19 protein-coding genes are annotated in these 23,447 nt (G+C 36.0%); 12 read left to right on the top strand and 7 right to left on the bottom strand.

The window, feature by feature from the left end; translation table 11 throughout:
* Nucleotides 1–82 precede the first annotated feature (82 nt).
* The 5 genes from KBJ98_RS12255 (at nt 83) to KBJ98_RS12235 (ending at nt 7,687) form a co-directional block, all read left to right on the top strand.
* Nucleotides 83–1,123 (top strand): Gfo/Idh/MocA family oxidoreductase, encoded by a 1,041-nt coding sequence (locus KBJ98_RS12255; RefSeq protein ID WP_210791070.1) that lies wholly within the window; start codon nt 83–85, stop codon nt 1,121–1,123.
* A gap of 136 nt (nt 1,124–1,259) precedes the next feature.
* Nucleotides 1,260–2,471 (top strand): MFS transporter, encoded by a 1,212-nt coding sequence (locus KBJ98_RS12250; RefSeq protein ID WP_225899131.1) that lies wholly within the window; start codon nt 1,260–1,262, stop codon nt 2,469–2,471.
* Between the two features lie 494 nt (nt 2,472–2,965).
* Entirely contained in the window at nt 2,966–5,803 is a 2,838-nt protein-coding gene (locus KBJ98_RS12245; RefSeq protein ID WP_210791179.1) for a carboxypeptidase-like regulatory domain-containing protein, read from the top strand.
* A gap of 10 nt (nt 5,804–5,813) precedes the next feature.
* A complete protein-coding gene (locus KBJ98_RS12240) occupies nt 5,814–7,169 on the top strand; it encodes a DUF5689 domain-containing protein (protein WP_210791068.1) in 1,356 nt (451 codons plus the stop codon).
* A 59-nt stretch (nt 7,170–7,228) separates the two neighbouring features.
* A complete protein-coding gene (locus KBJ98_RS12235; RefSeq protein WP_210791066.1) occupies nt 7,229–7,687 on the top strand; it encodes an FKBP-type peptidyl-prolyl cis-trans isomerase in 459 nt (152 codons plus the stop codon).
* 60 nt (nt 7,688–7,747) lie between these two features.
* Here the strand turns inward: KBJ98_RS12235 and KBJ98_RS12230 are convergent, their stop codons facing one another.
* On the bottom strand, nt 7,748–9,862 hold the full coding sequence (locus KBJ98_RS12230) for a glycoside hydrolase family 97 protein (RefSeq protein ID WP_210791063.1): 2,115 nt from the start codon (nt 9,860–9,862) through the stop codon (nt 7,748–7,750).
* Between the two features lie 313 nt (nt 9,863–10,175).
* Nucleotides 10,176–11,816 carry a DUF6377 domain-containing protein gene (locus KBJ98_RS12225; RefSeq protein WP_210791061.1) on the bottom strand — a complete coding sequence of 547 codons (1,641 nt, stop codon included), beginning with the start codon at nt 11,814–11,816 and terminating at the stop codon, nt 10,176–10,178.
* Nucleotides 11,817–12,115: 299 nt separating this feature from the next.
* Between KBJ98_RS12225 and hflX the strand changes: the two genes are divergently transcribed.
* From hflX to omp85, 6 genes are all read left to right on the top strand, one after another.
* On the top strand, nt 12,116–13,372 hold the full coding sequence (gene hflX, locus KBJ98_RS12220; protein WP_210791059.1) for a GTPase HflX: 1,257 nt from the start codon (nt 12,116–12,118) through the stop codon (nt 13,370–13,372).
* A gap of 350 nt (nt 13,373–13,722) precedes the next feature.
* On the top strand, nt 13,723–14,304 hold the full coding sequence (locus tag KBJ98_RS12215; protein ID WP_210791057.1) for a PepSY-associated TM helix domain-containing protein: 582 nt from the start codon (nt 13,723–13,725) through the stop codon (nt 14,302–14,304).
* Between the two features lie 69 nt (nt 14,305–14,373).
* Nucleotides 14,374–14,805, top strand: coding sequence for a hypothetical protein (locus tag KBJ98_RS12210; protein ID WP_210791055.1), 432 nt, complete (start codon nt 14,374–14,376; stop codon nt 14,803–14,805).
* Between the two features lie 54 nt (nt 14,806–14,859).
* The gene (locus KBJ98_RS12205; RefSeq protein ID WP_210791054.1) at nt 14,860–15,462 is read left to right on the top strand and encodes a hypothetical protein; all 603 of its coding nucleotides are present in this window, start codon (nt 14,860–14,862) and stop codon (nt 15,460–15,462) included.
* Between the two features lie 886 nt (nt 15,463–16,348).
* Nucleotides 16,349–16,855, top strand: a complete 507-nt coding sequence (locus KBJ98_RS15290) for a helix-turn-helix domain-containing protein (RefSeq protein ID WP_225899130.1) — start codon at nt 16,349–16,351, stop codon at nt 16,853–16,855.
* A 99-nt stretch (nt 16,856–16,954) separates the two neighbouring features.
* Nucleotides 16,955–18,361, top strand: a complete 1,407-nt coding sequence (gene omp85 / locus KBJ98_RS12195; RefSeq protein ID WP_210791052.1) for an Omp85 family outer membrane protein — start codon at nt 16,955–16,957, stop codon at nt 18,359–18,361.
* A gap of 701 nt (nt 18,362–19,062) precedes the next feature.
* Here omp85 and KBJ98_RS12190 read toward each other — a convergent pair.
* The 5 genes from KBJ98_RS12190 to KBJ98_RS12170 form a co-directional block, all read right to left on the bottom strand.
* Nucleotides 19,063–19,569, bottom strand: a complete 507-nt coding sequence (locus KBJ98_RS12190; RefSeq protein WP_210791050.1) for a DUF2480 family protein — start codon at nt 19,567–19,569, stop codon at nt 19,063–19,065.
* A 67-nt stretch (nt 19,570–19,636) separates the two neighbouring features.
* Nucleotides 19,637–19,960 (bottom strand): SUF system Fe-S cluster assembly protein, encoded by a 324-nt coding sequence (locus tag KBJ98_RS12185; protein ID WP_086455167.1) that lies wholly within the window; start codon nt 19,958–19,960, stop codon nt 19,637–19,639.
* A gap of 124 nt (nt 19,961–20,084) precedes the next feature.
* Nucleotides 20,085–20,504 carry a SufE family protein gene (locus tag KBJ98_RS12180; protein ID WP_210791048.1) on the bottom strand — a complete coding sequence of 140 codons (420 nt, stop codon included), beginning with the start codon at nt 20,502–20,504 and terminating at the stop codon, nt 20,085–20,087.
* Between the two features lie 12 nt (nt 20,505–20,516).
* Nucleotides 20,517–20,951 carry a hypothetical protein gene (locus KBJ98_RS12175; RefSeq protein ID WP_210791046.1) on the bottom strand — a complete coding sequence of 145 codons (435 nt, stop codon included), beginning with the start codon at nt 20,949–20,951 and terminating at the stop codon, nt 20,517–20,519.
* Nucleotides 20,952–20,968: 17 nt separating this feature from the next.
* Nucleotides 20,969–22,183 carry an aminotransferase class V-fold PLP-dependent enzyme gene (locus KBJ98_RS12170; RefSeq protein ID WP_210791044.1) on the bottom strand — a complete coding sequence of 405 codons (1,215 nt, stop codon included), beginning with the start codon at nt 22,181–22,183 and terminating at the stop codon, nt 20,969–20,971.
* A 181-nt stretch (nt 22,184–22,364) separates the two neighbouring features.
* Here KBJ98_RS12170 and KBJ98_RS12165 point away from each other — a divergent pair.
* Nucleotides 22,365–23,447 (top strand): serine hydrolase domain-containing protein (locus KBJ98_RS12165; protein WP_210791042.1); only part of this gene is annotated, 1,083 nt, incomplete at its 3' end.

The following is a 23,447-nucleotide window of genomic DNA, read 5'->3' as shown; positions in this document are numbered from 1 at the left end:
CTGTTGCTACCTTTACAAATCTTAAAAACTCATATGACTTATATGTTAAAAATGAAAATGTCACAAATTTGAAACTTATTTTATGCAAAAAATAAAAACCGCATTACTCTCCTACGGAATGTCAGGAAAAGTATTTCATGCTCCTTTTATAACCAATCATCCCGGATTTGAATTACTTGGCTCGTGGGAACGCAGTAAAAAGTTGATTCAATTGGATTTTCCAGCGGTAAAAAGTTATCCTTCGATCGAAGCTGTTTTACAAGATGAAGTTGATTTAGTAATTGTCAACACACCCGTTGCCACGCATTACGAGTATGCCAAACAAGTTTTATTAGCCGGAAAACATGCCATTGTCGAGAAAGCTTTTACCACAACAGTTGCGCAAGCACAAGAATTGGCCCAAATTGCCCAAGAAAAAGGGGTGAAATTGGCCGTTTTTCAAAACCGCCGTTGGGATAGCGATTTCAAAACGGTTCAAAAAGTAGTTCAGGAAGGACTTTTGGGCGAAATTGTAGAAGCCGAATTCCATTTTGATCGTTACAATCCTTTGTTAAGTCCTAAGCAACACAAAGAAACAACTAATGATGGTGCCGGAATTCTAAAAGATTTGGGGCCACACTTAATAGACCAAGCATTGTGTTTGTTCGGAATGCCAACAGCTGTTTTTGCTGATGTTCGTATTACAAGAGCAAATTCATTGGTTGATGATTGTATTGATATTCTCTTGTATTACAATTCATTTAGAGTACGTTTGAAAGCTGGTTTTTTTGTTCGCGAAGCCGTTCCGTCGTTTGTTGTTCATGGTAAAAAAGGATCGTTCTTAAAAACCCGCGCCGATGTGCAAGAAGACAATTTGAAACTTGGCATGCAGCCCAACACAGTAACTTGGGGTACAGAGCCGGAATCGCAACAAGGTTTTTTACATACTGAAGTTGATGGAATATTGAAAAAAGAATTCGTACCCACGCAACAAGGCAATTACATGGCGTTTTTTGATGGTGTTTATCATTCAATTACAAACAATACCGTTGAGCCTGTAACGGGCCAAGATGGTGTCCGCGTAATGCAAATTATTGAGTCAGCTTTGCAAAGTAGCGCTGCGCAGAAAGTAATTTCACTTTAAAGTAGCCTTCAAAATAATGGTTTGCAAATAGCTATTTATAAACAATAACGTTGTATTTATTGGTATTAGTGTTGTATTGACGCAATCAATAGTTGGTTTTTGTAATTTTGTACCTCTAATTACTAAATTCATTATTTTGATAGTGCTCAACTTTTTAAACAGGTCTCGTACCAAAGCCAAATTCAAAAAATCATATAAAGATGTCAAAATCTCGTATTTAAACCGCATTCGTTGGGCGGTTTCTATGTTTTATTTTGGTATGGGTTTGTCTTTTGCTACTTGGGCAAGCCGTATTCCGGACATTAAAACTGCCTTGCACCTTAGCGAAGGCGATTTGGGGAGTATTCTTTTTGCCTTACCTATGGGGCAATTGGTAATCATGCCGTTCTCAGGCCAATTGGTTACTCGTTTTGGTAGTCACAAAGTTTTGGTATTTTCTCTTTTTATGTATGTGCTGAGCTTAACCAATTTGGGTTTGGCTACCGCGGCCTGGCAATTATCGCTTGGCTTGTTTGTGTTTGGTATCTTCGGAAATCTCTCTAACATTGCTGTAAATACACAAGGTGTGTACACCGAAGTTTTATTCAAAAAAACCATCATGAGCTCCTTTCATGGTATGTGGAGTTTTGCCGGTTTTACAGGTGCTTTGGTAGGTTTAGGCATGCTCGCTTTTAAACTATCTCCTTATGCTCATTTTCTTATCGTAGGTGCTTTAGTGCTTTTATTAATGGTTTTCAATTACAAATTTTTAATCAAAGCCAAAGAAACTACCAAAGCCGCTAAGAAAAAATTATTTTCTAAACCTGACCCTACTTTAATATGGCTCGGAGTAATTGGTTTTTGCTGTATGGCCAGCGAGGGAGTCATGTTTGACTGGAGCGGAGTCTACTTTAAAGATGTCATAAAAGCACCAGGCGCATTAGTAATTTTGGGTTACACCTCGTTTATGATCATGATGGCCAGCGGACGCTTTGTTGGTGATAGTTTGATACATAAATTCGGTCGTAAAAAAGTATTACAAATTAGCGGAGTCATGATTTCTGCAGGGCTTTTTACAGCCGTATTTTTCCCTTTTGTTATTCCTTCAACTATTGCATTCATGTTTGTTGGTTTAGGAGTTTCAACCATTGTCCCTACCGTGTATAGCGTAGCGGGCAAAACGCCTAATGTAGCGCCAAGTGTCGCCTTAACCACTGTTTCGAGCGTTAGTTTCTTGGGTTTTTTAATGGGTCCTCCTATTATTGGTTACATCGCTGAGCTGTCAAGTCTGCGTTTTTCTTTCGCTTTTATTGGTGTTTTCGGACTGCTAATTACACTTATGGTTTCCAGAATCAAAGCCATTGCATAATTTTTTAGGAGTAGTCATGCTGTTTTCAGCAGCTATCTATTCCCGTTCTTAGCTGTATCTTTTTTATAAACGCACTCGAGTAGTGCTAAAACGCCAGAAATACTAGCGTTTATAAAAAAGGATACCTGCTGCGATCGGGGCTATGCTAGTCGTATTGCTTTTTCTCACACTTCCCATTTTTTTAAAAAGAAAAATACTGCTATTTTTTTTAAAAAATGAAACAACTAACAAAATTTTTTATTATTTTTAACATAATAATTCGTTCGAATAGTTTTTAAGTGCTTGAAATTCAAATACCATTCATCAGCCTTGAGCTTTAAGATTTATACCACTTTTCCAAAATTTATTTTTTAATTCTAACACGAAGTATCCACAAGAAAGTGGGTATAAAGCCTGCTTGCTGTTCAACCTTAAGTCATAACTTTTGGTTGAACTTTGGGCATGCTGGTTTCAAAAAATATTTTTTGTTGATGTAAAAATCTTATGCATTGGATATGGTAAAACTCGGAATTTGTTTGTGCTTTGGCTTGTTATTCAATAGTGTTTGGTCGCAAAATAATGCTGCTGTTCGCGGTACAGTTGTAAATGCCAAAACTCAAATTCCTATTGCAGGTGTCGTAGTGAATATTCAAAACACGTCACAAATGCAAATTACCAATCCTGATGGTAGCTTTCAAATTCAAGAAATTCCAGCCGGAAAATGGTTTCTTTTGGTGCGCAATCAAGGTTATCAAGATGCGTTATTTCCTATTGAACTCACCGCAAATCAAATCCTAGATTTAGGTACAATTCCACTTCAAGAAGACCAATCCTTCGAACAACAATCTAGTATTATAGCTTTATCTGAAAGTGATTTTAGTGATGATAATTCCAGTTCCGAAAACACGGCGGGCCTGCTACAATCTACCCGAGATGCTTTTTTACAAGCGGCTGCTTTTCATTGGGGACAAGCCCGTTTTCGAACCCGCGGATTAGATAGTGAACAGGCCATAATGATGATTAATGGCGTAAGCATGAATAAAATAATTGATGGCCGACCGCAGTGGGGCGATTGGGGCGGACTCAATGATGCGCTCCGTAATCAAGAGTTTACTATTGGCACAACTCCTTCTGATTATACCTTTGGAGCACTTTTGGGTACTCAGGAAATAAATACTAGAGCATCTATTTATCGGCCGGGAACGCGTCTCACTTTTTCAGGAACCAACAGCAATTATAATTGGCGCACTATGGCTACTCATGCATCAGGCATGAGTTCATCGGGTTGGGCATATGTTATTTCGGCTAGTAAAAGATGGGCGCAAGAAGCCTATTTTGACGGCACTTCGTATGATGCGAATTCTTTTTTCGTGAGTATCGAAAAGAACCTCAGTCAACGGCATGCCCTAAATCTGACCGCTTTTTATACACCCAACACCCGAGCAAAAAATTCACCGAATACAGATGAGGTTACGCAACTCACCTCCGAAAATTACAATTCGTATTGGGGTTTCCAAAACGGAAAAAAACGAAATGCGCGCTTAAAAACGGTCGAAGAACCTATAGTGATGCTCCAGCATTTTTTTAAAATTAAAGAGCAAATCCAATTGAACACCACTTTAATGTATCAAATGGGAACTATAACCAATAGCAATATCGATTTTCAAAATGCCAACAGTCCGGATCCAGCTTATTACCGCAAATTACCTAGTTTTTACAGTTCGCTTTACGCTCCTGATGATGGTGAGTTTTCTGGGGCTTTTACGCCAGATGAAGATAATGCCGCCAAAAATAAAGCTGCTTTTTTAGCACAACCACAGTTAGATTGGAAGGTATTGTACCTGACGAATCAAACCGCTGTAACCAATAGCAATGGCGTCATCACCGGTTATGAACCCGCTCAAAGCAAGTATGTGCTTTATGATGATGTAGTAGATGATCAGGTGGCAGCGGCGACAACCAATTTGAATGCGCAACTGTCCGATAATATTAGTCTGAACGCTGCTGCTTCGTACAAGAAACTTTTTTCACGCAATTACCAAAAGTTAACTGATTTATTAGGAGGCAAGTTTTATGATGATATTGATGCTTTTTACAACGGCGACGAATCACAATCTGATTTAAATAATCCGAACCGTCAGGTTGTGGTGGGAGATATTTATGGCTATAATTTTAACTACACAGCTCAAACAATTGATGCCTTTACACAGTTTAAATTCAATTACAACGATGTCGATTTTTATTTAGCTCAAACCTATTCCAATACGGTATATCAAAGAGAAGGCTTGTACAAAAATGGTTTGTATCCCAACAGTTCCTTTGGAAAAAGCGAAACGGTGCATTTTGAGAATTTTGGGTTTAAAGCGGGTTTGATTTACAAAATTTCTGGGAAGCAACTCCTCAGTTTTCATGCGGCACACTTGAGTAAAGCGCCAGCGCTACGAAATGTATTTTCAAACGCTAGACTCAATAATGTGGTGGTTCCAAATGTAAAAAGTGAACGCAATAGTAGTTTAGAGTTGAGTTACACCTATCGGTCTCCATTGCTTAAGGCTCGTGCTACGGCGTACCATACCTTACAACGCGATATCACTCAAGTATCTTTTTTCTATGCCGAAGGAATTTTTGACGATGGTGCCGGATATGAGAGTACCGATGCTTTTGTGAGTCAGACTTTAACAGGTTTAAACAAAAAAAATACAGGTGCCGAGTTGAGTTTAGAGTACCAATGGTCGGCAACATTTAAGACCACTTTGGCGGCAGCTTTTGGTTTGCATACGTATGCGAGTAATCCAAATGTAACTTTGGTTAATGATGCGCAAGCAGCAACAATCAATGAAAATCCTCAATTCGATTTCGGCAAAGCTGCATTGACCAACTATAGACAATCGGGGACACCGCAGCGCGCTTACTCCTTTGGTTGCGAGTATCGTGATCCTAAATATTGGTGGTTGGGTAGCACCATAAATTATTTGTCTCATAGTTTTCTGGATGTATCGCCAATAGCACGCACTGATATTTTTTACAGAAACCCAAGTAGCGGACTTACTTTTCCGGAGGCTACTTTTGAACGTGGCAAAGAGTTGTTGCAGCAAGAACAACTCGATCCTATTGTGCTTTTGAATCTTGTAGGTGGCAAATCATGGATTGTGAAAGGTAAAAATCTGGGAGTCTTCTTTAGTGTGAATAATGTGCTGAATCAACGCTTCAAAACAGGCGGTTTTGAGCAAGCTCGTAATGCAAATTTTCGAGAGCGAAACCAAGACATTTCAAGCGGCACACCTTCTTTTGGGCCAAAGTATTTTTATGGTTATGGCCGTACTTATTTTGTCAATTTTTATATCAACTTGTAATATGATAGCTATGAATATAATGTTTAAAAATACGATAGTTGTGTTAAGTTTTTTATTGATTTTTGTGGGTTGCGTTCCCGAGGAAACGGCAACGCCTGAATTAAAATGTTCACAACCTGATATAGCTGTAACGACATCGGTTGCTAAGGTATTAACTCAAACAACTGCTACCGCAACGCAATTCCAATATGATGATGTGGTTGAGGCTTATGTGGTATCGAGTGATGAAGGAGGGAATTTTTTCAAATCGATTTCCTTTCAAACTTTGGCTACAGCCAACACAGCACCGCAAGGTTTTAGTATTCCTATTGATGTGAGCAACTTGTATATTGAGTATCGTGTGGGTACAAAAGTGTATGTTAAACTAAAAGATTTATACACCGATTTGTATTTTGGAGGTTTACGAATTGGTGGTCTCTATGTAAATGCTTTTAATCAAGGTGGAGTGGGGCGACTTTCGCAAAATGATTATAAAAAAATAGTAAATGCTTCGTGTACACAGATTCAGGAGGAGGCGTTGGTGCGAAAAATGAGTTTACAAGAGGTGTTTAATGATGCCAATTTAAATACACTTATTGAAATTAAAGAAGTTCAATTTGCAGAAGAAGCCATTGGACGTAGTTTTTTTGAAGAAACTAACAATGTAGGAGGAGCGAGTAATTGGAACATAGTAGATAAAAGTGGCAATCAATTGTATGTGCGAACGAGTAGTTTTGCCGACTTTGCCGCTCAAAAAATACCTGAAGGAAACGGGACTATTCGAGGGATTTTGACCAAATTTGGAGACGATTACCAACTCCTTCCGCGATCGGTTAAAGATATAGTGATGACAGGCAAAAGAGCGATTCCTTTTTTTAATCAAGATTTTAAAACTGTTGTAGATCGTTCTGTTATTAGTTTGCCAGGCTGGGCTAATATTGTACAAAACGGATCTTTGGCTTGGCGTGGTGGAGTTTCGTCAGGAAACGGATATGCGGAGTTTTACTTTTCAGGCACTCGTGTGTTGAACAATACTGCGTGGTTAATTTCGCCAAAAATTGATATGGACGTTTACACCAAGGAAATCCTCACTTTTAGAGCGGCACAACATCACTTGGATGTTGATTCGCCTTTGAACGCGTTAGAGGTATACTTGTCCTCTGATTTTAATGGGGTGAATGTAACTACTGCCACTTGGACTAAATTAAACCCTAAATTACCAACTCAAGCAACGCCTTGGAATCTATTCATAGGAAGTGGCCCCATTGATTTATCTGCTTATCAAGGTAAAATTAATATAGCATTCAAGTTTGTAGGATCAGGTCGGAACTTGGCTCTTGACGGTTCGTTTATGGTGGATGATGTACAACTTTATGGAGAAAAATAATTTTAACTAACTCATTAGTTGAAATTAGTATATTTGCCAGCAAACTAAAAAATTACATTATGAAATATACAGTATTAGCTTTGATTTCGTTCTTATTTGTTTCTTGTTTGCCGGAAAATGATAAAGAACCAATTGATTTTACAGCGCAAAACGAAAAAGAAATTACAGATTATATCGCTGCAAAAAACTTAACTGCAACCAAAACCGGAACCGGATTGTATTATGTAGTGACCGAACAAGGGACGGGAGCACAGCCAACTGCAAACTCTAATGTGACAGTGGCGTACAAAGGATATTACACCAACGGTAATGTGTTTGATCAAAGTAAACCAGAAGGAATTACTTTTGGATTACAACAAGTAATCAAAGGTTGGACCGAAGGGATTCCATTTTTTAAAGAAGGCGGAAGCGGAATGTTATTAATTCCAGCGCACCTAGGTTACGGTAGTTTTGATTACAGCGGTATTCCTGGAGGTTCTGTTTTAATTTTTGATATTAAAGTTATCAAAGTCAATTAAGACTAAAGGTTATTTCTATTTATAAAAAAGGCTGTCAAATCAATGACAGCCTTTTTAGTATTATTTAATTTCTATTAAACTAATGGCGTAACCACCACCAGGAGCGCTAGATAATTTAATTTTTGAAGTACTACTTACCTCCTTTTTTTGAATGGTGTAAGCTTGCGGATTAGTTTTAAAATGGGCATCTTTTGCATCAGCGTAAATTACAGCATTGTATTTTTTACCTTTCTCTAAAAAATCAAATGTGATTGTTGCCGTTCTCGGTGTTTCACCATTTACGTTACCTACAAACCAGTTGTTTGTTCCTTTGGCTTTACGTGCAACGGTTACGTATTGCCCAGGTTCTGCTTCAAGGTATTTGCTATCAGACCAATCTACAGCTACATCTTTGATAAACTGAAAAGCATCTGGAAAACGATTGTAATTCTCTGGTGTATCAGCAGCCATTTGCAACGGGCTGTACATAGTCACATACAAAGCTAACTGATTGGCAAGTGTACTGTTGACATGAGAGTTGTTGTCCTTGTTCATTTTACTCAAGTCCATTTCAAATATTCCTGGAGTGTAATCCATTGGTCCACCAACTAAACGTGTAAAAGGTAAAACGGTTACGTGATTGGGTTTTGACCCACCAAAAGATTGGTATTCTGTTCCTCTTGCCGCTTCGTTACCTATTAAATTAGGATAGGTTCTCGCAATTCCTGTTGGTCGAACGGCTTCGTGAGCATTCACCATAATTTTATAATCGGCTGCTTTTTCAATAGCGTATTGGTAATGATTGATCATGAATTGGTTGTAATGATTCCCACCGTTTTCAATAATGTCACCAACATAGCCGCTTTTTACAGCATCGTATCCGTTGTCTTTCATGAATCGATAGGCTTTTTCTAAGTGACGTTCATAATTGCGCACTGATCCTGAAGTTTCGTGGTGCATGATCATTTTTACGCCTTTTTCTTTAGCATACGCTTGCAAACCTTTTACATCAAAATCAGGATAAGGCGTCACAAAATCAAAAACATAATCTTTTAAATGACCAAACCAGTCTTCCCAGCCTTCGTTCCAGCCTTCAACTAAAACGCCATCAAAACCATGTTTAGCAGCAAAATCAATATACTTTTTTACGTTGGCATTGGTAGCTCCGTGTTTGCCGTTTGGTTTTACTTTTGAGAAATCAGTAACTCCCAATTGTACAGTCGGCAATTCATCGGTGTAAGCCCAAGAACTTTTTCCAGTAATCATTTCCCACCAAACACCCACGTATTTCACAGGCTTAATCCAAGAAGTATCTTCAATTTTGTTGGGCTCGTTGAGGTTCAATGTCATTTTAGAGGCTAGTATTTCTCTTGCATCATCACTCACAATGATGGTACGCCATGGCGAATGTTGAGGTGCTTGCATGTAGCCTTTATCACCTTTTGCATCAGGAGTTAACCATGATTCAAAAACCATGTTTTTATCGTCAAGGTTCAAGTGCATACAAGAATAATTGATTAATGCTGCCTCATGTAGGTTAATGTATAATCCGTCAGTTGTTTTTAGCATTAATGAAGTTTGAACTCCAGTGTTCGAAAATGATTTTTGAGATACATTGGCCGTAGTAGCTTTTTCTGCCAACCCTCTTATTTCAGATAATTTAGAGGTGGTATAATCGTATTCTTGTGTATCATAATCGCCCGGGATCCAGAATGCAGTATGATCGCCAGTCATGGCAAACTGGCTTCTTTCTTCTTTGATTACAAAGTAAGTCAAGTTTTTTTGCGAAGGAAATTCATAGCGAAAACCCAAACCGTCATTGAACAAACGAAAACGAATAATCATTTTACGTTCCGTTTCTTTCTGTTCTAAAGTAACGGCTAGTTCGTTATAATTATTTGTTATGGTGGCAACTTCGCCCCAAACAGGTTGCCAATTTTCGTTAACAGTACTTGTTTTTTGGTCAACAACCGTGAAATCATTTAGTAATGATTTCTTGTCATTTTTCAATTCAAGACCCAATTTACTGGTTTTAATAACCGCTTTGTTTTTGTAATTCAGCTGGTAGCTTGGTGTTCCGTCGTTTTGTAATGTAAACTCCATTACAAATTTTCCATTTGGTGATTTTAGCTGCTGCGATTGTGCAGGGCTAAAAAACGCGAGCCACATTAGGGCTGTGAAAAGAAATTGCTTCATTTTTTAAATAGAATTTGATAAATTAATTTTTCCGGTTTAGTAATAGATTGTGATCAACATGACCTTCACGAAATCGATTTATTGAAAAATCCATAGTTTTCCAAATTTCGAAAAGGTAAAAGTAAACGCTTTATACACTACATATTTTTGTCATCATAAAAAAGTAGATTGCTTTACTTATTTTTAAACGCAAGACACTGAATAACTGTCTATTATGTAAATTTGGTATTTAAAAAAAGTGGTAGATTTATAATAAAAAAGACGTCCTTGAGATTTTTTTAATCCCAAAGACCTTCTAGAAAAACAGTATTTTCTATTTTAAATTGGTTCCAATCCGCATTACATTAGCTTCAAAATCTTCTCGTGGACCTGCTGCTTTGTTTTTGATTTGCGAACGGTAATTGTAAATTGTGGATACAGAATACCGAAGAAAAGTAGAAATTTTTGCGCTGTCTTTAATGCCCAAACGAATCAGTGCAAAAATCCGTAGTTCCGTATTCAACAGTTCGCCTTCCTTTAATTGTATGGCTTCTTCATCAATCAATAAAACTCTGAATTCTGCTATGAAATTAGGAAAGAGTTGCAGGAATGTCTTGTCGAAATTCGTGAGAAATACAGCAAGTTCATTTTCAACAAATTGTTTTGATTTTACGGCACTGATCAGTTCGTTCATTTTTCCTGTTGTTGCCATCACATTCAATTTTCGACGGTATTCGTCTAATTTTCCGATGTAGTCTGAACACTGATCCATGTAACGGCCAATGTATATTTCTTTCAAAAGATTGGCCTCGGTCAGCGTGTAATTGGTTTCGTTCAATTTCTCATTGAAAGCATTTAGTTCAGTATTTAATTCCGAAAGCTTGTTGTTGGCTAAACTTAAATCCTGCTTTGCTTTGGATAATTTTTTCATTTGCTTAAAAAGTAAAAAAAGCAACACCAAAAGGAATACGGATAATATACTCACACTTATTAAAAACAGTATCAACTGAAATCTATTGGTTTCATTTTGTTTTTGATACGCTTCGTTGATAATAGGCAACATCTTCGATATTTCGTAGGTTCGTAAGCGCGCATTACAAAAAAGGGCATCTTCAAGCGAGCGTTTTATGTATGTGTAAGCGCGGTCAAAATCCCCGTTTTCATACATCAGAAAAGCCAACGAACGCAACGAAATATATTCTTTTTTGGCCAATTGCAAATCGGAAATAGCCGAAATGGTCAACCATTTTTTCTCCTGCTCAGCATCTTTTTTTTGGCGATAGGCCTGCGAAACAATGTATGCAATAACCGCTCGATCATCACTGTTGTGAGCAATTTTCGGAAAATAGTTCAGCAATAAAGTCAATGTTTCCTTGTGTTTTCCGGCATCAAGAAGCGTACTGGATTGCGCCATAATATAGGCGCTTGATTGCGGTTTGTAATAATTTAAAGAGGAATCACGGTGCTTTTTTGTTAAAATAATATACTTCTTTTTTTCCTGAAGAGAGGCCGCATAATCGGACATATAGCCATAAACGACGCTATTTACGGTAAAATAATAACCCTTTAATTTGGGTGTAATATTGATTCGATTAAGAATATCGGTCGCTTCCTTGTACATTCCTAATGTTCCCATTATGGAAGCTAGATTTAATCGGGCATGATTTAGCTTTTCAATATCATTTAGTTTTTCGGCTATTTGAAAACTTTTTCGAGCATAAATCAATGCGGAATCGGACTGATATGACTTATATTCTGCATACAATTTTCCGTAAACATCATATTTTTCAATATCAGCAGTAGTATAGGAAAGTAATTCCTTTAGTTTGTTTATTTTTAGCTCTTTTTTATGTGAATAAACAGCGTAATCAGTTACCGTTTGATCCAATTCATTTAGTAATTCCACAGAATTATTTTGTGAAAAAATAAAAACAGGAAACAAGAATGCAATAAGTACTGGCAAAAAACGATTCATTCAAATTGGATTAGATAGGTGTAAAAATAATTAAAAATCCAATGAAACCTCTAACGCATACTTTGCAAACCCACAAGATTTTCAAATTAAAGGTCATGAGTTGCTATTTTTTTATTTTTAAAACAAATTGCATTTAATGTCCGTAAGCCTGCTTTTGATTTTTTTTTTAGATTCATATTCGAGTTAAAACTTTCCTTTGGCTTGACCGAAGTTACATTCTGTTTAAACGTTCTTTTTTTATAATCAGATAGCTTCATAAGTCGCTGACAAATCCGTAAATTTGTAGCTTATTCAAAGACATGTTAGAAACAGAAGTAATCAATTTCGAAAAAACCGCTTTAGTAGGTATCGTAACTCAAAATCAAAGTGAAGAAAAGTTAAACGAATACCTAGACGAATTAGAGTTTTTAACCTACACCGCTGGTGGAGAGGTAATCAAGCGCTTTTCGCAAAAAATGGAGCGCCCTAATCCCAAAACGTTTGTTGGTACCGGAAAAATAGAAGAAATTCACCTTTTTGTAAAAGAAAATGGAATTTCGACCCTGGTTTTTGATGACGAATTATCGCCGTCACAGCAAAAAAATATATCCAAGATTATCACCGAATGTAAAATTCTAGATCGTACCCACCTTATTCTAGACATTTTTGCGCAACGTGCCGAAACTTCTTATGCCCGAACCCAAGTGGAACTGGCACAATGTATTTATATGTTGCCTCGTTTATCAGGACTTTGGACACACTTAGAGCGACAAAAAGGGGGAATTGGAATGCGCGGACCCGGTGAAACAGAGATTGAAACCGACCGTCGTATTGTGCGTGATCGCATCTCGTTACTCAAAGACAAAATCAAAACTATTGATAAACAAATGGGCATACAACGCAGCAACCGCGGTGCTATGGTTCGTGTGGCGCTTGTTGGGTATACCAATGTTGGGAAATCTACTTTGATGAATGCCGTGGGTAAAAGTGACGTTTTTGTAGAGAATAAACTCTTTGCAACGCTAGACACTACCGTGCGTAAAGTGGTTATCAAAAACTTGCCTTTCCTGCTTTCTGATACCGTAGGATTCATCAGAAAATTGCCTACGCAGTTGGTTGATTCCTTTAAAAGTACTCTTGATGAGGTACGCGAGGCCGATTTATTGCTGCACGTAGTAGATATTTCGCACCCAGATTTTGAAGACCATATCGAGTCGGTAAATCAAACCTTGCAGGACATCAAGGCGCATGACAAACCGGTGATCATGGTGTTCAATAAAATTGATGCTTACAAACCGCTAGTCATTGACGAAGACGATTTGATGACCGAAAAAACACCAAGACACTTCACGCTAGAGGAATGGAAAGCCACTTGGATGAGTAGAGTAGGAGAGCAAAACGCTTTGTTTATCTCGGCCACACACAAAGAAAATTTCGAAGAATTCAGAGAACGCGTGTACGAGTCTGTGCGCCAGATACACATAACCCGTTTCCCGTACAACAAGTTTTTGTATCCAGATTACAATGACGCCATCGAGAAAGACGACGAACAAGACGATGAATCCGAAATAGATTAATAGTTTCACAACCTTATACCATATCCCTTTTGAATTTCAAGAGGGATTTTTTTGGGCATGCCCCAGCTTTCACTAGCGTTGCAGCTGCGTCAGGCTGTTCGCTATATCTTTTTATACATTTTAGGCTACTAGCCTAAAATGTATAAAAAGGATGCCGCTTCCATCCTTCATGCATTTGGGTAGCATTTTAAAGTGCTACTTACAATAATTAACACGTTTCAGTTGGATAGTTGGGTACGAAATGTCTTGTATAAGTTCCTTTTTTCAGTATATTTGAAAACAAACGCAGAGCCTAAAAAGCTACATATATTTTCAACTATGGTACTATTTTCAATCTTTTTAACAATCAAATGACCTCATCAAATAAACGACAAAATCAAGCAAAGTTGCTTCGAACTTTCAGAGAAATTCACCGCAAAACGGGTGCCTTACTCTTTGTGTTTTTCTTTGTCATTGCATTAAGTGGTTTGTTTTTGGGATGGAAAAAACACAGTAACGGATTACTATTACCACAATCAATTAAAGGAACATCAACTAATTTGAAAGAGTGGTTGCCACTAGATAAGTTGCATCAAAAGGCGTGTAAAATTGCACACGATTCAATTGATCCTCAGCTCTCGCTTGAATTAGACCGAATCGATATTCGTAAAGATAAAGGAATGGTCAAATTTGTATTTACCGATAGTTTCTGGGAAGTACAATTGGATGGCGCTACCGGTAATTTGCTACAAGTAGCACGCCGTCGTTCTGATTTTATAGAAACCATTCACGACGGGTCGTTTTTAGATCAAATATTTGGTACCACGGGCGGAGAATTAAAGGTGGTGTACAGTTCGGTCATGGGTTCGGCATTGCTCATTTTTACCGTAACCGGATTTTGGCTTTGGTACGGACCGAAGCGCATGCGCAGGCAATCAAAAAATGTTGATTAAACCTCATTTTAAAAATAATTAGTAAAAAACACAGCCCAAATTAGGCGTATTAAAGTAAAATAAAATAATATGAAAAAATTAATGCTAGCCTCAGCGGCTTTCTTTTGTCACTTTTTAATTATGGGTCAAGATTTGAAATCAAATGTAGTACCTGACGAAAAGGAACACGATCCAAGTTTAGTAGGCTGTTGGAAAGGCTCTGAAGTAAATCAACAAATAAAGGGTGTGAGTAAGTATTGGGTGTCTTGCAGAATGGCCGATGGTACGAGTACACTTTTATTTATAGCTATTGATAAAAAAGGGAAAGTTACTCAAGAAACAGAAAATGGCAGGTGGTGGACCGAAAACGGAAAATACTACGAGCTACACAATTACGATGGCGTAATCGATACCTATATTTATGAAATGACTCCTGAGGGTGTAAAGTTTAAGTCGGTAGAATTAATGGGAAAAATGGACAGTAGTTACAAATTTGTTGACTATAAAATCGAGGAAGATTAATACAAAATTTTAAAACCAAAGCACAGCCAAATAAGTGCACAACCAAACAAGTTTATGAAAAAAATCATTTTAGCAGGTTTACTTTTATTCAGTCTCAACTCATTTTCACAAAAAAATGCAGACTACGTTTCCTTTGTACAACAAATTAAAAAGGATGCTAAGATTGATACCAAAGACCAAACGGTACTTAACTTATTAACTGATTTTTACGAACAAATTTTACAGTCGGAAACAGGTGAATTACAAGCTAGTATGTCAGAGCGAATCCAGAAATTGTATGCTGATAAAGATGCTAAAAACCTCCATATCTTGAATCTGTTTTTGGCGTATCAAGAACATATCAGCCAAATGGCAGTTAAGGGAAAAGTACCGGATGCTACGTTTCAGAATAATTTGTTAGACGATTTGCAAACTGAATTGCAAAGCACCTTTGGTGTTGTGCCGGTTATTATCAAAATTTACAAAGTAGAAGCTTTACAATCGGCTGGTAAGTTCAGTGAATCAAGTGCGTTATTAGCAAAAAGTTTGCAGGAGTTTCCCAAGTCTATTCCGTTAAAAGTATATTCGTACTTAGATACGAGGAACGAAAGTTTAAAGAAAGAATTGATATCGCAACATGCTTCGCACTGGATGGTCCAACAGTTTCAAATTAAATAAGATTAGAAATCAGTTGTTAAAACAAATAAACGTGTTTGAGTAGTCCTAAATATTTGCAACACATCAATTATGAAAAAAATTGTAGCAATTAGGGTATAACTTGTAGCGCTATTTTTTAAGTAGGGAAAGAGGTAGTGGTATTGCTTCATTCGGGTCTGTTGGTTCGTATTAGTACGGAGCAAACCTCAGAAATTTTAATAATGTCTTGCTAAAGTTAGATTACAAGTAAGATGGCAGAAACCCTCGAGCTTCAAAAATCGCAAAAAAACTTCCATAAAAAGATAACATTACCTAAAATAATGTAAAGATATTTCGCAATATTAAATACTTTTCAAATTTTGTAACTTGCGAGCATTAAATTTCAATGATGCTTAAAACAATTCAAATTATTGCATTACTTCAAGGACTTTTCGTTCTTTTTGTTTTATATAACAATCGCAAAAGTTATAAGAACACAACTTTTTGGTTATTATTCGGAAGTTTATTTTCCATCGTTCTATATATTATTGGAGATGACAAGAATAATTTATTTGTTAATAACACCGATTGGTTTCTTTTCGATAACACACTTTTTATAACATTTCTATTTTTGTTTTTTAGGTATTTCAAAAGCAATAAAGAAAAGTTCATAAAATCAGATTACTGTTTTTTCATACCAAATATCATTTATCTAATTCTTGAAGCAATTGAAATAAAATTAAATCAAAATTTTGTAGTTATCGAAGTTTTAGAAGTATTCTGCGAATTAACTTTTATCATCTACCTATCACTAATTTTATTTTCCATAATTTCAAGTCAAAGAAAAAATTGGATTATATATTTTATTATTCCAATCATTATTTTATTCGTTTTTTCACTCATTAATGATATTCTGAAAATCGTTGGATTGTCAGAATTACCGTTTTTATCCGACCAAAATTTCAATTCATACCTTTTATTAGTTGTTGCGTTTTTATTCTATTTTATAGCTTTTAAGTTGTTTAATGGTAATAAAGAAATTTTACCTAAAGTAGAAATCGGTAAATACAAAAACTCAAATCTGAACGATGAAACAATTAATAAATATAAAACGGCTTTAATCAATGCAATGCAAATTGATAAAATATACCTTGATGGAAAATTATCCATACAAGATGTTTCAGATAAATTAAATATTCCGCGTCAATACATTTCTGAAGTTTTAAACGAACATATGAATACTAATTTTCAAGATTTCATAAATGAATATAGAGTGGAAGAATTTGTAAACCGACTAAAAAACGACCAAAACAATAATCTTACACTTTTAGGAATCGCTACAGATGTAGGTTTTAATTCTAAATCTTCTTTTAATGCTACATTCAAGAAATTCAAAGGGGTAACACCAACACAATTCAAGAAAAATCTTTTGTAAAAAAATAATTGGTACAAATCAATCATTTTGCACTTATTTCATTTTTAGGAGAACACAATCACTTACGATATTTGCGAAATAATTAAAGAACCTTAAATTATGTCGCAACTTAAATTAATTAAAAAGATTCTCTTTTGCTTAGTTTTAACTATTTCAACGTACTCTATTAACGCACAAGTAAACGATACACTTTCATTTGTGAAATCAAAACGAATGTCAGATGACGACCTTGCAAAAAAACGAGAAGGAACTTTCATAACTGGTTTGCCTGACTTTTCATCAGATCCTGTTACCGGTTTTGGTTTTGGTCTTAGAAGTAATGTTTATTGGAACGGCGAAAGAACGAATCCACTTTTTGCCTATACTCCTTACTTAGCAAAACTAAAAGCTAATGCAGCATATTACACTTCAAACGCAAGAGAATTAATTTTATCTTTAGATGTACCCTATTATAAAGGGACACGTTGGAGATTTAAAATTGATTTTAAAGCACAACAAAATCCAGCAAATTTATATTTTGGCTCAACAGAATCAACGTTGGGTAATCTCCGATTGCCATCCAATGAAAACATTACTTTTTCAACATATGATGCATTTGACAAAGCAAGAAAAACACTAAGACCTGGTGGAATTGGAGAAGGAAGTTTTGTAACAGATGCTTTGTCTAACCGGTTTAGGGAAACAGAATATATGCTTAATTTAAAAGGTGATTACGCAATAGGAAACGGAAAATGGAGAGTAATGGGCGGTTATGAAATTCAAAATTTGAGTTATAAAACTTTTGAAGGAGAATCAGCCGAGGCTATTAATCCAACAACTGGTGCAGAAACAACAGCTCCAAATGGACTATCACTTTTAAGAAGAGATTTTAATCAAGGCTTAATATCTGGCTTAAATGGTGGATGGATTTCAATTTTACAAACTGCATTAATTTATGATACGAGAGATTTTGAACCCGACCCAACCAAAGGTTACTATTTTGAAATAGCAAACGAATATTCTAGTAAATATATTGGGTCACAATTTAATTTTAATAAACTTTTTATTCAAGCGAGAGCATATCAAAAGTTACCTTTTGGAAAAAGAACTGTTGTGGCTGGAAGATTTGGAGTTGGTAACAATTTTGGATCGAATGCCCCATTTTTTGAATTTCAAGATCAATGGAGTCCAGAAGGTAGTATCAACGCACTTGGAGGAAAGCAATCTTTAAGAGGTTATCGAGCAAATCGGTTTTTAGCACGTTCAATGTGGTTCACAAATATTGAATTAAGATATAGAATTGCAGAAACAAAATTTGGAAAACAAAGATTTGCTTTCGGTGTCGCTCCATTTTTTGATGCAGGAACAGTAAGAGACGCATGGCAAAATCTAAACTTTAAAAACGTTCGTTACTCGCATGGTTTAGGTGCAAGAATTGCTTGGAATCAGTCTACAATTTTATCATTTGATTACGGAATATCAAAAGAAGATAAACTATTCTACATCGGCATCGGCCAAGCTTTTTAACAAATTAATTAGGTAATATTTGTGCAGATTTTGGAAAGATAGTAACATTGTATTTTAAAAACAGAAATATAAAACTACCTAGCTGATTTATATTTATTGCTATTGCAATTATATTTATACGCTTCGCGGTTATATAAATTTGTTTCGCACTTATATTTTTGTTTATCCTATTTATAATTATTGTAATCCGATTTGTATTTATAACTCTCCGGCTTTCATTTATTGAAACCCGCAACATAATTATTAAAGGATTGCAAAAACATAATGGAAACAGAAAGAATAAAGGGCATCTACCAACAGTCGTTTCTCGCAATTACTTCGTCTGTTCGCTACGCTCGAGTGCGAATCTTGTGGTAAGTTCACGTTTGCGTTTCACATTAATTTTTATCTCTAACACAAAATAATCAGTTCCGAAGCTCGCAACTGTCGAGAAGCGCCAGAACGAAGAAGGTTACTTGATTATTTATGGGTAAAATAATATTTCTTTTGTGCAATATTTATTTAATAGTAATCTGTTTTTTGGGTTTTAGATATTCAAAATTTTGCAACTAAATAAAATAAGCAGTAAAACCCTAAGCTTTATTTATGGTGGTTTTACTGCTTTATAATTTTATTTCGAGTGGAATTAATTTTTCATTTGTAATAATATCACAGATGAAATTTTTGAATGCAATCACTTCTCGGAACCAAAAAATTCTTTTTTATTTTTGAATCTTGAACAGCGGTACTGCGGAGCACGCTTCGCCATACATAATACTGCGGGCCACTTGTTGTAAATGTTGTACTGCTACGATATAAGCACGAGTTGGAACTGGTTTTTTGGAACATCCTTTCAAGATAACAGGTTTATCTTGATACACTGAATAGTCGATTTTTGGCAGTAATTCTTCATATAAAGACGCTTCAAGATCTTCTAAATTCCCATTGACTATTTTTTTTGCAAAAGGAACAAGTTGAATAGCCACCAATATAGATGCCCAAGCCGGAACTATGGCATCAGTACTGCAATTAATAGCTACGTAGTGATCTTGGTAATGCGACCAATCGTGATTTTTGAGACTTTCTCTAAAGTCTTTTTCTCTTAATAAAAATCCTTCAGCAAGCCATTGTGAGATGTCAATTTGCGTACGAATCCCTTTTGGATAATAATCCTCAAGATCGAAAACTTCGAGTACACTATTGGCTACTTTATTGATTATTTCTTCCATTTCGAAAAGTTTAAAAGGTTTAAAGTTTAAAGTTGCTCAACCTTAAACTTTAAACCTGAAACAAATTTTACAACATTCCCAATTCTAATTTGGCTTCTTCACTCATTAAATCTTTGCTCCATGGCGGGTCAAAAGTAATTTCAACTTCAGCATCTTTTACATGCTCGATAGATTTAATTTTATCTTCTACTTCTTTTGGTAAACTTTCAGCAACCGGACAATTTGGAGAGGTAAGTGTCATAAGAACTTTTACTTCATAATCTGTGTTTACCATTACGTCATAAATCAAGCCTAATTCGTAAATATCTACAGGAATCTCTGGATCGTAAATAGTTTTTAATTTTTTTACGATTGCTTCTCCTAATTCGTTAGTGTCTATTTCTTGTGTCATGTTTCAACAATTTATTTTCTTATTTTTTACTGTTATCTTAGTAATATCAGGTTGTTTAAGTTTTATTGTAAATTTTTAATTTTAACTTATGTGCCCTTATATGTCTTATATGGTTTAAAGAAATTTAGTTTTTCGCCTCAAAAGCCAAAGCATACATTTTGATGTTTTTTATCATCGAAACTAGTCCATTAGCGCGAGTGGGCGATAAGTGTTCTTTCAGGCCAATTTCATCAATAAAATCCATATCGGCAGATAGAATGTCGGCGGCTTTTTGATTGCTAAAAGCGCGAATCAAAATGGCAATAATTCCTTTGGTTAAAATAGCATCGCTATCGGCAGTGAACACAATTTTATCGTCGGCTTGCTCTCCTTGTAGCCAAACTTTTGATTGACAACCTTTGATGATGTTATCTTCTGTTTTGAATTCTTCTTTGATAAGGGGTAGTTTTTTCCCCAGTTCAATGATGTATTCGTAACGATCCATCCAATCATCAAACATCGAGAATTCCTCTACTATTTCTTCTTGTATATCTTTTATAGTCATGTTTGTTCGTGTTTAATTTGCCTCAGCTAAAGCATTGATTTTTTTTACTAACTTTTCAATTTCTTTTGGAGGAGTACCATGATCAAATGATGTGCTTTGATAGGTTTTATCTTGATGTACTATTTTCAGATTTGCAATAGCAGCTCCGTCGTGAAATCGTTTTTCAGAAGGTGCTTTTAATGTTTCCACTTTCTCAAGTTCAATAGTTTGAAAATCCGTTACAAGTTCCTTCCAATCTGCATCAGAAATTGGAGTTGTGGTAGGTTTCTCAGTCTCATTTCTGTCTTTACTTACACTCAATTCTTGGTTGACAACGGTGATTTTTTGATAAAAACCTCTTGTATTAGCCGTATACTCGATCACTGTGTTTTCTAGATCAGATTGTTTCTTGTTGCTGCATGTAGATCCAAGAATCACGGTGGCAACTAAAGCTAGTACTGTTTTCATAAGGTTGTGTTTAAGTGTTAAGCAAGCATGTTTTGAGCTCTTTTTACAGCGGCAACTAGGCTATCAATTTCTTCTTTGGTGTTATAAAACGCAAACGAAGCTCTTATGGTACCCGGAATCTCAAAGAAATTCATGATAGGTTGCGCACAATGGTGTCCTGTGCGCACCGCTATTCCTAATTTGTCAATTATGGTGCCAATATCGTACGGGTGAATTCCATCAATATTAAATGAAATCACAGAAGTTTTTTCTTTGGCTGTACCGTAAATTTTCAAACCTTCAATGGTTAACAATTGTTGGGTTCCATACTCCAGTAATTCTTTTTCTTGCTGCTGAATGTTCTCAAAACCTACTTCGTTCATATAATCAACAGCGGTTCCTAATGCAATTCCTCCAGCAATATTAGGCGTTCCTGCTTCAAATTTATGAGGAAGCTCTGCATAAGTTGTTTTCTCGAAAGACACTTCTTTGATCATTTCGCCACCACCTTGATAAGGCGGTAATTTATTCAACCATTCTTCTTTACCATATAAAATTCCTGTACCTGTTGGTCCGCACAATTTATGTCCTGAAAACACATAAAAATCGCAATCTAATTCTTGTACATCAGGTTTTAAATGTGGAACGGCTTGTGCACCATCAATCAAAACTGCAGCGCCAACTTCATGCGCTTTGTCAATCATGTATTTAACAGGATTGATCGTTCCTAGCGCATTCGAAATATGATTTACCGTTACAACCTTAGTTTTATCCGACAATAATTTGTCGTATTCTGCCATAATCAACTCGCCATCCGTATTCATAGGAATGACACGTAAAATAGCTCCTGTACGTTCGCACAACATTTGCCAAGGCACAATATTACTGTGGTGCTCCAATGCCGAAACTAAAATTTCATCACCCGGTTTTAAAATCGAAGCAAATCCATTAGTTACTGCATTAATACCATGTGTAGTTCCGGAGGTAAAAAGTACTTCGTGAGCAAATTTTGCATTGATGTGATTTTGAATTTTCTTTCGGGATTCTTCGTAAGCATCCGTTGCTAATTGGCTCAAGGTATGTACACCACGATGAATATTAGCATTGATTTCTTGGTAGTATTTCGCTATCGCATCAATCACCACTTGCGGTTTTTGAGTGGTAGCTCCGTTATCGAAATAGACTAATGGTTTACCGTTTACTTTTTGTGTAAGTATCGGAAAATCGGCTCTTATTTTTTGAATGTCTAGCATAGTTATCGTAGAAAAAATCTAGATACAAAAGTACTGAAATTAAAACGTTTTGAAATTAAGAAACCCAAGTTTTTCATACTTTCTTGTTATGCTTTGATAGCCAAATTATTTGCCAAACAGTCCTTTTTTAAACCAACGTAATTCAAATGTTTTTAATAAATTGCAGTCAAAAGAATGGTTTATGAAAAAAATATTTAAAATTGCTGCGGTTGTTCTATTAATCGGAATTGTGTATATGGGTTTTACAACTTATCCAAAACTCGATTTAATTTCTGGTTTTTCAGCCAAAAGCATTGCTTCGGGACATTTTCTAGATGGTAGATCACAAGCTATGATTGAAGCGGGCGATAATGATATTGATTTGATCGATTTGGCAACAAATCAAATTGATGAGGCCGGAAAGTTTGCTACTGCTTCAGTTTATGGATTAAAGGAGCGAAAAGCCATTTACCGCGAAGGTTTGGGAGTTACTTTAATCAACGATGACTTTGATGTTTCAAAACCGTATTTGGTTCCCAAAAGAACAAAATTGAACAATATTTTACCTTTTCCATACGGAAATAACGAACCTAAAGATACCATTTTTGCTAACGTTGATTATGCTAAATTGAATTTGGCCGTAGCCAATGCTTTTGATGTGAAAGGAGAATTGAAAAAAAGAACGCGTTCCCTATTAGTAATTTATAAAGACAAAATTATTGCCGAAAAATACGATACGGGATTTACTAAAAACAGTAGAATATTAGGTTGGTCCATGACCAAAAGTATCACGAGCGCCATGTTTGGCGTTTTAGAAAAGCAAAGAAAATTTGACATTGATGCTCCAGCTCCTATTGCAGAATGGGCAAATGACGAACGTAAAAAAATTACAACAAGTGACTTGCTCCACATGAATTCTGGTTTAAAATGGGTAGAAGATTATGCTTCTATTTGTGATGCTACCAAAATGCTTTTTCAAGCCGAAGATATGACCCGAACGCAACTCGAGAAGCCAGCGGAGCGTAAGCCAAACACGCGATGGAATTACTCCTCTGGAACTACGAATTTACTTTCGGGAATTCTCCGAAAGCAGTTCAAAACTCATCAGGAATATTTAGATTTTTGGTACACCGATTTAATTGATAAAATAGGAATGAATTCTATGGTTATCGAAACTGATATGGCTGGGAATTATGTAGGCTCGTCCTACGGTTGGGCAACAACACGCGACTGGGCTAAGTTTGGCCTACTCTATTTACACAACGGCAATTGGAACGGGGAGCAA

The sequence above is a fragment of the Flavobacterium erciyesense genome, from assembly GCF_018069925.1.
In the GTDB taxonomy this organism is placed as follows: Bacteria; Bacteroidota; Bacteroidia; order Flavobacteriales; family Flavobacteriaceae; genus Flavobacterium; species Flavobacterium erciyesense.
This window is presented reverse-complemented; position numbering and strand designations above follow the sequence as displayed.